Raw genomic sequence first — 13,596 nt, 5'->3', positions numbered from 1 at the left:
AGCAGTCGGTACGCTGTATGAGTTTTCTACCCCTGTAAAATCTTTAATACGTGATTTAGGCAGAATGGATTTCGAAGGCATAATCGTCAAAGATAGAATTGGATGCAGAACCCCATCTGGCGTGGGTGACGTCACGTTGTGGAGGCAGCATGACATCAAAACGTATTGTCCTGTGATCGTCACATCGGCCAGACCTGCTGTCCGGGCGAGAGAGCCTGCTGGAAATCGTGATTTTTTTCTGAGGAGTGACCTGTTTTGCCGGAACTGCCGGAAGTGGAGACCATGGTTCGAGGCGTTCGATCAGCACTCGAACGTCACAGGCTCGTCGCTCTCAGAATTCTTGACACAGCTTATCGGTCGCTCACGATCCTTCCTGACGAGCGAACGGTCTGTGAGCGTGTAGCTGGCCAGGTGATTCAGCGCGTCTGGCGGCTGGGTAAACGGGTGGTGCTCGATTTTTCGGATGGATCGACACTGACAATTGAGCCGAGAATGACGGGTTTGATGCTGCTGGAAGACCCGCCCAGTGCCGAGCACTTGCGACTGGAGTTTCGCCTCGCACCGGCGGGCTCGCATGGTTCCCCGACGAAAGGAAAGGGAAAATCCACATCGGTCTGGTTCTGGGATCGTCGGGGATTGGGAACAGTGACCTGGAGACCGCCGGGGGAGCTGGAGAAGCTTTTATCAAGCCATCAGATCGGGCCAGATGCGTTGTCACTGGCTGCTGAGGGATGGAAAGCGGCACTCGGGAAAACGTCGCGTCCTGTCAAAGTGGCCATGCTGGATCAGAAGCTGGTGGCAGGAGTGGGGAATCTCTACGCCAGCGAAATTCTGCATCGGGCTGGGATCTCTCCCTTATCTGCTTCCAGTCAACTCCACCCAGAAGAATGGGAACGTCTGGCAAATGCTGCCCGGCAGATCCTCGAACTGGCCATTCAGTATGAAGGTTCGACACTTTCTGATGGAACCTATCGCAATGCGCTCAATAAATCGGGGGGATATCAGAATGAACACCTCGTTTATGCCAAAGCCGGTGAGGTTTGTTCAACTTGCCGATCGGGTGTGATCCTGAGGATTGTGCAGGCCCAGCGATCCACGTTTTATTGCGAACACTGTCAGACAGTTGCGAAGAAGCGGCCCGGCAAACAGAAAAAATCCTGACATCGCATGCGAAGATCATGCGGCCAGATATCCGGAATCTCTGCGGGTTAGCGAAGTTGTATCAGGAGCGATGCAACGAAACAGAATCTTCTGCATTCTTGAAAAAGGAAAATTCGTGCAGGAAATTGACCTTCAGGCATGTTAAAACATGTACTGAAGTGGTGAAGAGTAAGTCGGACAAGACAGACTCAGGTTGAAGATTTTGGGGCAGTTCGCTGAATAGTCAACTCTTTTTGGCGAGCATTGAAACTTCTCACTGGTTTGAAAACTGCCTCGTAGTCCAAAGCCGTTTGTCGTGATGAGGTGCTGGCTGTAGTTCAGCCAGTTCCATGTGCCGTACTTGCCCGTTTACGATGTTTTAGATTTGAAGGATGATCATGAAGCAGGTTGTATTGAGTCTTGGATGTGCAATTGCAGTGGCACTCGTTTCTGGCTGTGATTCTAAGCCTGCCGCAAAGACGACCACTCCACCTGTGGCAGCACCTGGTCATTCTGGTGTAGGTGGCGAAATGGCTCCAACTTCCGAAAAGCCTGCTGCCGCTGAAATGCCAGCTGATCCTAAGCCCGCTGAAACCAAAGCTGAAGAGCCCAAGGCTGAAGCACCAAAGGTTGAAGAAGCCAAGCCTGCAGAGCCTAAGGCTGAAGAACCCAAGGCTGAAGAGCCTAAAAAAGAAGTTGAAAACCCATAAGGTTTTTCTGATCCTGTTCACTCGCTACGAGCCGCCAGGCAATTGCTGTTGGGATCGATGCCGTGTGAACTCTGTACTGATAATTGCTCAAACCCTGCCCGGGAGTTTCTCCCGGGCAGGGTTTTTCGTTGAGATCTGTTTCTTGATCATCGATCAGTGAGCAATTCACAGATTCTTTGTGGGGCAGACACTCATGTAAGTGTGCCACCTGTTATGTCAGACGAATCAGCCGTCCGAGGAGCATTGCGGGGATCAACAAGGCGACAGTTCCAAAAGAAAGCCATGGATTATTTGTGGACCAGTGCACAACGACTCCACTGCAGATCACATACGAAAACAGTAACAGCTTCACGGTGGACTGGATGATCTGTGGTGAGGGAGTTCGAATCGAAATCAGCATTCGTCGAATCGCGGAAAACCCGATGAGCAGGGTCACGAACCAGGCGGTCTGCGGATTGCCTGCAGCGTTCGGAGTCGAAGCAAACATGGCACACAGTAACCCCAGGCCGGCGGCTACTCCCAGCATACCACCAATGAGTGAGATTTTTGTGGAAGTGCTGAGTCGTCCTGGAACTCCATGGGCTTCATCTCTCGCAAACAAGGTCACTCCGGCAATGTAAGTGCCCATCGCCAGGGCGGCCATCAGTTGCGGCTGAGCAAAAATCTCAATGAAAGCGTTGCCGGCACTGGCACCCAGCAGCAGATTCAAGCCCCGGCAAAGCCCCATATTGATGGGGCCCAGCCAACTCCCTTTGGTGAGTGCATCGTAAGAGACAACAAAGAATGCCAGAATTCCGGCCACGATCGCCGATGTAGGGCCCGCGAGGAATGCCAGGCCGGTGCCGGCAATCAACAGAAAAAAACCTGCGCATAAAGCGATATTGGCTGAAATTCGACCCGAGGGAATCGGCCGTTCGGGTCTTTCGAGGGCATCCAGATCACGGTCGAAATAGTCGTTCAGCACCATGCCGGCGAGATACAGGCAGCTCGAACTCCCCAGAAGGAGCAAGAACTGATTCACAGGCTGCAGGGATCGATGGGAAAGGATAAACCCTGCGAAGATATCGGCCATGGCCGTAAATACTGCGGGGAGCCTGAGAATCTGCAGCCATGCCTTCATGAAGTGAATCGACCTTTCGGTGCCGATGGTTCTTGGAAAATGGGTTATTGCAGCCACGATTTCAATCAACAGCGAGGAGCCATAAAACTTGTTGATCTGGATTCAACCGCAGGATTCATCACGTGCTGACTTCTGGCATGCCTTATGGCTTCGCAGGCTCGGCAGGTGTGGCTGGTGAGTCGGCTGTGGGAGTTGCTGGAGAGTTCGAATCGGCAGATTTGGTCGATGAAGCATGCACAGGCCCAAGGCGCAGTTTCATGTTGTATGTGGCCAATTCGACTTTCTGACCATCCGGTGTGACCGAGAAGCTGTGCAGACCAGAGGAGGCAAATGGTCGAGACTGGCTGAAGAGGCTGGTTCCGGTGGCTTTGTCGATGACATCCATCCAGAGCATGGAGTAATGCACATCGGCCTTCTGTTTCCAGCTTCGCGAAGCAAACACCAGGACAGGAGCATCCGCCAGACTGTCCATGGCGAGTTGCTGGTTCGCAATTTTGCAATTCCAAAGGAGTTTTCCTGTAGCGAGGTTCCAGGTGAAAATCTCGCCACTGGCGCGATGGCTCGACAGGCTGTCGGCAAAGCGGGCGTCGCTGTAGCGGTTGTCATTCAGGAACAGGTAAATGCGTTCGCCATCCGTCGAGACGAATTTTTCGCCTCGATGTGTGCCGCGAGCAGAGAGTGGAATCGCCCCCAGGCTCTGGCTGGTACCTGTCGCGGCACTTAACCGTAACGTTTCTCCGGAGGGCTTGGAGACAAACCAATTGCCTTCCATGATTTCGGAAACGGCAGTCCCGGCAGGGAGTCCCAGACTCCACTCAACTTTTCCCGTGATTGGGCTTTCTTTGCGGATGGTGCAGTTGCCGGAGACCAGCCCCAGAAATCCTCGCTTGGTATTTTTGTCAAACAAGATCAGGCTGTTGCCTGTCGTACCAATGGCCTGGTGTAACCGCTGGGGCTCCCAGGGAGAGGAAATTTCGCGACCATCGTCTAAGCGATGAATCGCCATCTGTGATCGTTCAAACGAATAAATCAGCAGATAATCGTTGAGGACAATCACCCGACTGTCGGCTCTCATATTGATTTTCTGCCACCTTAAATCACCAGTGACAGGATCAAAGACATCAAGAGTTCGGTTGCCGAACAGAACCAGTCCACCGGGAGAAGCACCCGCAAATCGACCGCGCGCATTCAGTTGTTCTGAAGCCAGCAGCGAAATCATGTTGTTCTCAGTATCGATCAAGCCCATCGGGCTCGGTCTGTGGCCACTCCGGGCGTTGGGCCCAGTCTCTTCCAGCGAATAACTCCAGATCGATTTTTTCTCGAGCGGAGAAAGGAGCGTAAGGACCTGCTGATGCAGAACGTAGACCGAGTGGCCAACTGTCAAAGCGACCGTATGCTGGTTTCCTCGATTCCGAGAGCCGGCCAGTGATGGCCGCCAGTTCCACGCTGGGTTACTTCGATGACGAAAGGCGATTTTTTGAGCCTGATGATCGACATCGTATCGATAGGCCGAGATTGAGGGCAAATTCGAAGAGAGTGTGCCAGTCTGCATCTGCTGAGAATAGGTGGCTCCCATCGTCTCCATACCCCAGGGGGCCGGTGGGGTTGGTGCAGAGGCGGCGACCTCTTCGCCATTTTCAGGTGGTGTTTTTGCTTCGCCTTGAGCGACCGGACCAGGAGAAGGTGCAGTTACGTTTGGCTGACTGGGTGATGACTTACTGACCTGAGTTTCCGGACGTTTCAGAGCCGCGAGATCCTGCTCGGCATTTAAAGCCACGGTTATCTTCGCGAGCCTTTCATCGAGGAGTGATTGCTGAGATTCTAAGGAGCTCGATTTCCACAGCAGGAGTCTGAGTTCTGCTTCGGCCAGAAGTTTGTTCTCGATGAGTTGATCGATTGCCGCAAGCTTCAAGTTCTGTGTCACCGGATGAAAATCAGCCAGTTCGAGGAGCAATTGAAAGTTCTGTCCGGCGATTTCCTTCGAAGGAGTTTTCTGATCAGGAGCTTCTTGTTGGAGGTTCAGAGCCGAAGATTCGAGTTGTTTGCGGAGTAATTCTGACCAGGCACTGGCCATCGCCTGCTGCTCGTCGTCAGACGCGATTTTTTCTGAGGATGACTTGGGCGTGGCAGAATCTTTCTGCCGGGGAAGGGTTATCTCCCGCAGTAAACCACGAGCCCAGGCTTTGCCGGTCAGGCGGATCGATGAGTTCTGGTCATCCGGGAATGTGTTGTTGCCAAAGCTTTCGACGAATGCTGTCAATTCACTGAAGAATTTGATATCCGGATTCTGGCGGGAACGTGCTCTTAAACTGTGAGCGATGGCGAGCCCTTTTTCGGCTGTGGTCGAAGCAGCCCGCGATAATCGATCCAGATCGATCTGGTCGAAATTCCCCTCATGCAATCGGGTTAATGAGACCGTCCAGACAATGCGACGAAAACTTTCGGGAGTGAGTGGATAGGTCGAATCATCGGGCGATAAAGGTTCGCTCTTTGACGAGATGGTGTTGGTACGATCTGTTGATGTCCCATCAGGTGGCAATGCCTGCAGAATCCAGGCTGCGTCCAAGGATTGAAAAGCGTCATCGAGTGCCTGGCGAGCCTCGCGAGGCCGTCTTTCGACTAAAGCGAGTTGTGCGCGCAATGAATGCATCTGGGGTGCGTTTTCTTGCGTATTTTTCAGCCAGCGGGCGAGTTGAGGACGGGAAGTGTAAGTCACCAGGCCGTCTGTACTGAACGAGACAAGTCGATCTCCTGCAGCCACCAGATTGCCCAGGTAGCCGCTATCGTTGGCTGTTCGCCGTGTTCCGGTGATGCCACCATCCTGTAAATTGATGGAATAGATTCGACCCTGGCGGGAGGGGGCAAGATATTCGCCATTTCCTAAAACACCACGTCCAGCCAGAAGATCCGTCTCGGGAAGTTCGGTTGTCCATAAGGATTGCCCGTCCGCGAGATTCAAAGCTGTCAGACCGCGGGGATGTGCCATTACGACAGCGGTGGGTGTGACGGCTGCCACAAAGACATGATTTCCACGGTCAATCTTCCATCGCTGGCGACCACTGAGGAGATCAAAACAGAAGAGATGCTGGCTTTCCGCAGGAGCATAGACGACGGCATCACCCATAATGCTGGGAATTGAGCCGTGCCATTCGGAGCCTAATGATTGCATGCTGAGCAATTCAGCCCCCTGGTGAGACATTCCTCGCGATTCGTGAATCTCGGAATACCTTTGGGCCCAGAGGATCGAATGCCGTTCACGATCCACAGCGACCAGCCACCCTAAAGTTGTGGGGCAGATGATGATCCCCTGGCTGGTGGCAACGGAATTGTTGATCCATCGGCGGGCGATATCGTCTTCAATTTTGGAATCCGGGTAGCCAATCAGCTGAGACCACAGCATTGACCCGGACTGGGGATTCAGGGCGACTAAACGTACTTCGCCAGCAATTTCGCAGGTGACGAGGAGTTCATCGCGATCGGGTAGTGGGGCGCTGTGGAAATAGCCACCAGCCAGTGGCAAGCCGAGTGAATCCTGTGCACCGCCGCCACCAATCGTCCAGAGAATGCGGCCGGACGTCAGGTCGTAGGCTGTAAGTCGATTGCTTCGCCAGTTCTGTCCGAGAGGGTCTTGAATGTTGCCGTTCATGGACCATTGATTGCCAGGATTGGCACGAGTAATGACGGCCTGATCCTCGACCACGAAGAGCCGCTGGCCATCAGAAGAGAGGGAGTTGTAGGTCCCTTCGCGGAAGAGCAAAGTTCCCAGCGGATGGTAGTCTGCCGAGTCGCCATTATCGTCCATGGAAGAATCGGTGACCATGCCATTGCGGGCCATGCGGATTCCTGCCGCTCGATTGATGCGAACGTTCCCGCGAAAGGGGAGTGTTCCGTTGGCTGCGGGGGAATCGAGGAAGACATTTTCCGGGACAACGGTCATCTCGGTTTGCCATAACGAGCGACCTGTGCGAATGTCATAAACCTGGACACCGCCCAGATCGCGGACGATCAATCGATCACCGACGACGAGTGGCTGATTGGTGAGCAGCGGGATCCGTCCTGATTCCAGCAATTCCTCAGTCATCGTGCGGATTCGCTCGATCAGATAAGAACTGGTCGAGATGGGATGCGAATAAAGTGGCAGGAGGACATAGTCGCTGGTTTTGGATGCCGAAACCCGGCCGCCAAGACCTTGCGGGATCCACTGCTCTGTCAATGACTGAGGTGGTGGTTCGATAATCGTATGCATGCGATCCAGCCATTGGAGTGGCTGGCGAATTTCTCCGCTGGCAAGACTGGCTCCCTGTTTCCATTCCGGCCAGCTTTTGGTGAGGGTATCGAGAAATTCTTTTCGACCCGCATATTTGGCTGTAAGTGCGGCTCTCAATTGCCAGGGAGGGTTCTTGACGAACTCGGCCTGTGCGAGCCAGAGCATCTCATGCCAGCGACTGGCCAGACCGTATTCACCACGATCCAGGCTTCCGAGGGCAAGTTCATCGGCAGCAAGCTGGCCCGCAGGTGTCAGCATAAAACGAGTGGCGACGCTGGTCAGTCGAGTGCGATCGCTGGTCTGCCGGGCTTCTTTGCGAAGTGCCTCGGCCAGTGGAGCGTACCGTTCGATATAAGTTCGTCGAACATTTTCAGGGGCTCGCAACAACGTCTGTGTGGCCAGCCACTTGAGAGATGTCCAGGTGCCATCCTGATTGCGTTCGAGCGAGTCGTTGTCGTGATCGAGCACTCGTTGCAGGACATCAATGGCGGTTCCCCAGTCCTGTTGTTTCTCGATCCCCTCCAGCGCAGCACGATAAGCCGATTGCAGTTTCTGATCCTGCGGTGCACGACTATCGATATGGTCGCGATCTCGCGAACCACGCTCTTTCCTGGCTTCATCGGGTTCTTCATCGCGATCGACCGCCTGAGGCACAAGAATTCGCTGGATAATTTTACCCAGCGGGCCTAAGCCTCGATTCTGGGCATTCGCGTTTGGCGTCTGATACGTCGCCACGATCAGTAATGCGGTCACCAGGCCTGCGGTCACCACGATCTTGAGTCGAGAGTTCTGATTGGTTTGACGCTGACCCATTCCTCATCCTTCTCAGAAACTGATCATCCCGCAGAACTGATGACTCGAGATACCTGGCCTGTTTGGTGCGGCTGGAGGCAAACCGCTGGTTGAAGCATTGGTTGAAGCACTACTGGATACGAACGTCAGGCTTGCAATCCGAGTGAATTCTGTTTTTGTTCAACCCCAACCTCACCAAGATCTCTTGTCGAAGCGCAACAGTCACCACCTAGTACAATACCCAGGTGGATGTAAGAAGTAAGCACGTGAACTGACAGTTCCTGAAAAAATAGAGTTCGTGACAGGTTCCACCGGATCCCTCTTAAATGGTTCCAGCACGGATTTTTGCGGCACGACCGGCTTGCGATGTGCTGGCTTGCGATTTCCGGAACCACGACGGCTTGGTTGCGAGTCAAGCAACCCCCGGTTAATCTACAGGGTTTGCAATGCCTGCAGCCAGGATTGGCGGGGAACAGTTTGTGGTGCCCCAGACGGTTTTTGCTGACCGATTAGAGAAGGTTCTTTTGCGATAAGATGTTATTGCATAACGGTTTACCTTCTTTTTCTTGGGTGTCTCGGGTTTGGGTTTATTGTCACACATTCAGCTAGTGGTTTTGCGACCGGAGTTTCTCTCATGTCTGCGGATTCAAAAGTTTCGGTGAAAAAGCGTCAGAAGCTCGGGACTGCAGAGACTCGTCGGCTGCGTCTTTCGGGTCTTGTGCCCGGAATTGTTTACGGCCATCAGCAAGAGCCACAGCCAGTCGTTGTTGATGAAACTTTGATTCATCCCATCGTCGTCAGCGGTCACAAAGTTGTTGACCTCGACGTGGAAGGTGTGCTGGAAAAGGCCATCATCCGCGATGTGCAGGTTGATCCTTTTACCCGGCTGATTCAGCACATTGATTTCATGCGAGTTGACCCCAACGAGCGCGTGACAGTCGACGTGGCAATTGAGTTGAAGGGGACGGCCCCCGGTATTCTTTCTGGTGGTATGCTTGAGCATCAACTGCATAGCATCAAGGTGGATTGTCTTGCTTACCAGATTCCTGACTCCATCGTCGTGAAGGTGAGTGATCTTCAGTTGGGCGGTGTGATCCATGTGAACGAACTGGAGATTCCTCCCGGCGTGCACGTGCAGACTCAAGGCGAGTTGATTGTTGTGCATGTCGTGAAGGTCAGCACTCGCGAGCTGGATCTTGCTGCTCCGGGTGCCGCTGAGCCAGAAGTGATTGGCAAGAAGGCTGGCGAAGCTGAAGCCGATGCTGCACCAGCCAAGAAGAAGTAATTCCTGGGGTTTGATGCTTCCCAGGTGAGAGATTAACTGTTGGGGGTTGCCCTCAGAGCCGAAGCCTGCTTGAAAAAGCAGGCTTCGTGGCTTTTGCAGGCTATGGTTGGGGGCGGGTTGGCGTCGGATCGATGGCTCGCTTGCTGTGAGCTGGCTTGTGATATAGGTAAGTTCTTCAAGGCATTTTCTGAAGTAGATGTGGCATGAAATGCATTGTGGGGCTTGGAAATCCCGGTGGAAAGTATGTCGGTACGAGGCATAACATCGGCTGGGAGGTGACTGCTGAATTGTCGCGGCGAGGTGGGGCACCTGCGGGGAAGAGCCGGTTTGATGCGATCACTCGTGAAGTCGTGCTGAAGGGCGTTCCGGTGATTCTGCTGGAGCCACAGACATTTATGAATTTGAGCGGGCGATCCGTCGGCCAGATCGCGAAGTTTTATAAGATGTCACCCGCTGATTTCCTGATCGTTTGTGATGATTTGAATTTGCCACTGGGCAAGCTGCGCGTTCGAGCGGGTGGTTCCTCCGGAGGGCAGAAAGGACTGGCAGATATTCTGCAGGTTCTCGGAACGGATGCTGTTCCACGCTTGCGTCTGGGAGTGGGCAGGCCTCCGGGAACGATGGATGCGGCTGCCTATGTGTTGGCTCAGTTTCGGAAGGATGAGCGGATCGAAGTGGATCTCGCGGTAGCGACAGCCGCCGACGCCGCTGAGGTGTGGCTCGCGGATGGCGTGGATTCGGCAATGAATCGATTTAATGTGAGTTCAGATCAGAAGTGATTGTTTTATAACGGTTTGTAGTGTTTTTTCCGGGAAATCACCGGGGTCTTGAGAGACAAAATCAGTGGCTGGGCGCGGTTAGGTTGCATTCTGACGCTCAGGCGATAAAACTGTATGTTCACGCAAGGCAGCTCGAGATGAGTTCTGCCTTTTGTTTATTGGAGAAGAATTTTGTCCGAATACACTTATGAAGGCATGTTCCTTCTGGACAGCAACCGCTACGCCGCCGATCCCGAGGCAGCGACTGCCAGCGTCATGGGGATGCTGGATCGATGTGGCGCGACTGTGGTGGCACACCGTCCCTGGCAAGAAAACAAGTTGACCTATCCCATTAAGGGGCATCGCAAGGGGTTGTATTACCTTGCCTGCTTCAAGATGGATGGTAGCAAGGTCGATGAGTTGACTCGGTTGGGCAAGCTCAATGAAACTGTCCTGCGTCAGATGGTCATTAACCATCCCCAGGTTGTCTTTGATGCCATGGTGGATGCACTGTCGCATGACGGAGCCATTCACAGCCCTGAACAGCGTCAGGATCCTATGGGGATGCGTGATGACATGGGGCCACGCGGTGAGAAGCCCACTGATTTTGAATAATTTTACTGTTATAGACCTGTTAGTTCACGGGTCAGTCAGCGATTGTTTGTCAGGACAACAAAGCCAGTCAGTCGTTTCCTATCGGATGTCGGGGTCGCCAATCATGGCCAGTTTCAACCGTGTCATTCTGATGGGTAACGTGACTCGCGATCCTCAGGTGAGATATACCACCGGCGGGATGGCAGTCACTGAACTGGGGCTGGCCGTGAACAGGCAGTGGTACGATAAAGCGTCGAACCAGAAAAAAGAGGAAGTCACTTATGTTGACGTAACTCTCTGGGGGCGACAGGCCGAAGTTGCTGGTGAGTATCTGGCCAAGGGGCGACCTGTCTTCATTGAAGGTCGTTTGCAACTGGATACCTGGGACGATAAAGAGACCGGGCAGAAGCGATCCAAGATGCGAGTGGTGGGTGAAACTCTCCAGTTGCTGGGTTCTCGTGATGGCGGATCTGCTGGTGGGCGAGGAGAATCCTCATCCCGGGGAGATTCTGGCTCTTTTGAGGGTGGTCGCGGTGGACGTGGTTCCTCACGGGATGGCGGACAGCCTGCACCTTCTGAATCGATGGGCAGTGATTACGGTGATTTTGGCGGTGGTGATGACGACGTGCCTTTCTAAGGCCATGCGTTAACCTTGTAAGCGTTCTGTCGGTCAACACAGTGTTCTGTCGGTCAACTCAGTCGAGATTTGAGATTAATATTTCGATGGTCGTGTTGAAGTGATTCCCAGTCATGGGCCTGTCTGAATCAGGGCAGGCTTTGAGGTTTACTGGGCCAGCTTGAACAGGCCAATCAAGTCAGTGAAAGAAGTGGCAGTCATGGGTCGTGCAAACGTTACCGCCTCCGGGATGTCCCGAGTTTCCCGTCAGGTTGAGCTTCTCCTGGTGGAATCGGTGGAATCATTGGGCGAACAGGGCGAGATCGTTAAGGTCCGACCCGGTTACGCTCGAAATTTTCTGCTTCCACAGGGGTTGGCAACGGTTGCGACTCCTGAAAACAAGCGAGCTGTTGAACGTCATAAGCAGAATCTGGCTGAACTCCAGGCCAAGCGTATGGCTGATCTGCAGAAGTTGGCTGAAGCGGTCGGCAAGTACAGCGTCACTCTGGAAGCAAATGCCAACGAAGACGGTCATCTGTTCGGTTCGATCCTGGGTCACGACATCAGCAAGTCGCTGAAATCGGCTGGTTATGCCATCGAAGCCGATCAGGTTCGTCTGGATGGGCCACTCAAAGAACTGGGTATGTACACAGTCAAGATTCATATTTACGGTGAAATCAAGACTGATGTTAAGGTTTGGGTTGTGCCAGCCGTCAAGAAGTAATATCAACTCAGCTTTTCAAATGATGCCGGGCGAAACTCGATTTTGCGGCACCACGAAATTTAAAACACCCAGGTATTCCCTGGGTGTTTTGTTTGATGTCGGGGAAGATCGGCGGCAAGCTTCTGGTGAATGGTTGTTACGAGGTCGATCCGAGATCGAATGGTCAAGGGAAGTGCCATGGCCACTGAATTTTCGCGATCAGAGAAATCACGAGTCAAACCGACGGCTTCAGATTTTGCGGGTCATGTGCCGCCGCAGAACCTGATTGCTGAGAAGAGTGTTCTCGGGAGTATTCTGCTTCAGAGTCGAGCCTTTGACGAAGTGGCCGACTTCCTGCTGGCGGATCATTTCTATCATCACGGCCATCAACTGATCTATGCCGCCATCAAGGCGATTGTTGAAGACAACAAGCAGCCAGTTGATCCAGTGACTGTCGCCGAGCATCTGGATCAGAAGTCGCAGTTAGAAGATGTGGGTGGTATTGAGTACCTGATGGAGGTGCTCGAGACGGTACCGCATGCTGCGAACGTGAAAGGTTATGCAGAGATTGTGCGCGATCGCTGGATTCAGCGATCATTGACTGACGCCTGCACCGAGGTGTTGCGGGATTGTTACTCGGGTTCGGATGATACCTCGGAGGTGCTTTCACGGGCTGAGCAGAAAATTTTCGGTATTCTGCAGGAGCAGGAGCGCAGTTCGCAGATCGACATGAACACGATCATGATGCAGACGTTGCATCGGATTAACGCGAGGTTTGATCGCGAAGGTGTGATCAGCGGTCTTTCGACTGGATTTCTGGATCTGGATCGCCAGACGAACGGGTTTCAGGCGGCAGAACTGATCATTCTCGCAGCCCGCCCCAGTATGGGTAAGACCGCACTGGTTTGTAATCTGGCGGAAGCGGTCGCCACCAATGGCAATACCGTGCTGGTATTCAGTCTGGAACAGTCGAAGCTGGAACTGGCTGAGCGATTTTTGTGTATCAGGGCACGGCTGGATGGTCACCGGTTGCGTAAAGGGGATCTTGATCAGGCCGAGAAACATGCCTTGATGACGGCTTCTTCGGAATTGAGCCGGGTGCCACTGTTTATTGATGATGCTCCCGGACGGACAGTGGGGCAGATCAGTGCGATTGCCCGCAGGCTCAAACGAAAGAATCAGTTGGGTCTGATTATCATCGACTATTTGCAGCTGATTGAACCGGAAGATAAGCGGGCGCCGCGTGAGCAGCAGATCGCGCAGATCACCCGGCGGTTAAAGGGAATCGCCAAGGAAAATGAGATTCCAGTGATTGCGCTGTCACAGCTCAACCGGGGAGTGGAACTTCGAGAAGACAAACGTCCGAAAATGGCCGACCTGCGAGAAAGTGGTGCCATTGAGCAGGATGCAGATATCGTCATGTTCCTCCATCGACCCGATGCTTATAACCCGGAAGATCAGCCAGGGTTGGCCGAAGTGATCGTGGCCAAACACCGCAGCGGGCCGACCGGGATCGTGCGGCTTACATGGCGAAGGGAATTCATGCGTTTCGAAGACTACAGTGCAATGGATGCTCCGGATATTGCGTTCTCTGAGTAAGTGAGAGTCGAT

Annotated in this window: 10 protein-coding genes; 8 read left to right on the top strand and 2 right to left on the bottom strand. The window is 53.4% G+C overall.

Going from position 1 to position 13,596, the window contains the following annotated elements; genetic code table 11:
- The first annotated feature begins 255 nt into the window (after positions 1-255).
- Both PLIM_RS13535 and PLIM_RS13530 read left to right on the top strand, forming a co-directional pair.
- On the top strand, positions 256-1,161 hold the full coding sequence (locus PLIM_RS13535) for an Fpg/Nei family DNA glycosylase (RefSeq protein ID WP_013110888.1): 906 nt from the start codon (positions 256-258) through the stop codon (positions 1,159-1,161).
- A 377-nt stretch (positions 1,162-1,538) separates the two neighbouring features.
- Positions 1,539-1,850 carry a hypothetical protein gene (locus PLIM_RS13530; protein ID WP_013110887.1) on the top strand — a complete coding sequence of 104 codons (312 nt, stop codon included), beginning with the start codon at positions 1,539-1,541 and terminating at the stop codon, positions 1,848-1,850.
- 211 nt (positions 1,851-2,061) lie between these two features.
- Here PLIM_RS13530 and PLIM_RS22955 read toward each other — a convergent pair whose 3' ends face one another.
- A complete protein-coding gene (locus PLIM_RS22955) occupies positions 2,062-2,970 on the bottom strand; it encodes a UbiA family prenyltransferase (protein ID WP_013110886.1) in 909 nt (302 codons plus the stop codon).
- A gap of 142 nt (positions 2,971-3,112) precedes the next feature.
- Positions 3,113-8,050, bottom strand: coding sequence for an outer membrane protein assembly factor BamB family protein (locus tag PLIM_RS13515; protein ID WP_013110885.1), 4,938 nt, complete (start codon positions 8,048-8,050; stop codon positions 3,113-3,115).
- Between the two features lie 613 nt (positions 8,051-8,663).
- Between PLIM_RS13515 and PLIM_RS13510 the strand changes: the two genes are divergently transcribed.
- The 6 genes from PLIM_RS13510 (at position 8,664) to dnaB (ending at position 13,584) form a co-directional block, all read left to right on the top strand.
- Positions 8,664-9,314 carry a 50S ribosomal protein L25 gene (locus PLIM_RS13510; protein ID WP_013110884.1) on the top strand — a complete coding sequence of 217 codons (651 nt, stop codon included), beginning with the start codon at positions 8,664-8,666 and terminating at the stop codon, positions 9,312-9,314.
- A gap of 203 nt (positions 9,315-9,517) precedes the next feature.
- Positions 9,518-10,093, top strand: a complete 576-nt coding sequence (gene pth / locus PLIM_RS13505; protein WP_013110883.1) for an aminoacyl-tRNA hydrolase — start codon at positions 9,518-9,520, stop codon at positions 10,091-10,093.
- Positions 10,094-10,264: 171 nt separating this feature from the next.
- Positions 10,265-10,687 (top strand): 30S ribosomal protein S6, encoded by a 423-nt coding sequence (gene rpsF / locus PLIM_RS13500; RefSeq protein WP_013110882.1) that lies wholly within the window; start codon positions 10,265-10,267, stop codon positions 10,685-10,687.
- A 103-nt stretch (positions 10,688-10,790) separates the two neighbouring features.
- Positions 10,791-11,303 carry a single-stranded DNA-binding protein gene (locus tag PLIM_RS13495; RefSeq protein WP_041403654.1) on the top strand — a complete coding sequence of 171 codons (513 nt, stop codon included), beginning with the start codon at positions 10,791-10,793 and terminating at the stop codon, positions 11,301-11,303.
- Positions 11,304-11,502: 199 nt separating this feature from the next.
- Entirely contained in the window at positions 11,503-12,006 is a 504-nt protein-coding gene (gene rplI / locus PLIM_RS13490) for a 50S ribosomal protein L9 (RefSeq protein ID WP_013110880.1), read from the top strand.
- Positions 12,007-12,183: 177 nt separating this feature from the next.
- A complete protein-coding gene (gene dnaB, locus PLIM_RS13485) occupies positions 12,184-13,584 on the top strand; it encodes a replicative DNA helicase (protein WP_052301689.1) in 1,401 nt (466 codons plus the stop codon).
- Positions 13,585-13,596 lie beyond the last annotated feature (12 nt).

This window comes from Planctopirus limnophila DSM 3776 (genome assembly GCF_000092105.1).
In the GTDB taxonomy this organism is placed as follows: Bacteria; Planctomycetota; Planctomycetia; order Planctomycetales; family Planctomycetaceae; genus Planctopirus; species Planctopirus limnophila.
Note: the sequence above shows the minus strand (reverse complement) of the source record. Positions and strands in the feature narration are given on the sequence as shown.

Coding starts and splice junctions, on each gene's coding strand:
- PLIM_RS13495 (WP_041403654.1), top strand. CDS start 10,791: ATGGCCAGTTTCAACCGTGTCATTCTGATGGGTAACGTGACTCGCGAT.
- PLIM_RS22955 (WP_013110886.1), bottom strand. CDS start 2,970: ATGAAGGCATGGCTGCAGATTCTCAGGCTCCCCGCAGTATTTACGGCC.
- pth (WP_013110883.1), top strand. CDS start 9,518: ATGAAATGCATTGTGGGGCTTGGAAATCCCGGTGGAAAGTATGTCGGT.
- PLIM_RS13530 (WP_013110887.1), top strand. CDS start 1,539: ATGAAGCAGGTTGTATTGAGTCTTGGATGTGCAATTGCAGTGGCACTC.
- PLIM_RS13515 (WP_013110885.1), bottom strand. CDS start 8,050: ATGGGTCAGCGTCAAACCAATCAGAACTCTCGACTCAAGATCGTGGTG.
- PLIM_RS13510 (WP_013110884.1), top strand. CDS start 8,664: ATGTCTGCGGATTCAAAAGTTTCGGTGAAAAAGCGTCAGAAGCTCGGG.
- rplI (WP_013110880.1), top strand. CDS start 11,503: ATGGGTCGTGCAAACGTTACCGCCTCCGGGATGTCCCGAGTTTCCCGT.
- dnaB (WP_052301689.1), top strand. CDS start 12,184: ATGGCCACTGAATTTTCGCGATCAGAGAAATCACGAGTCAAACCGACG.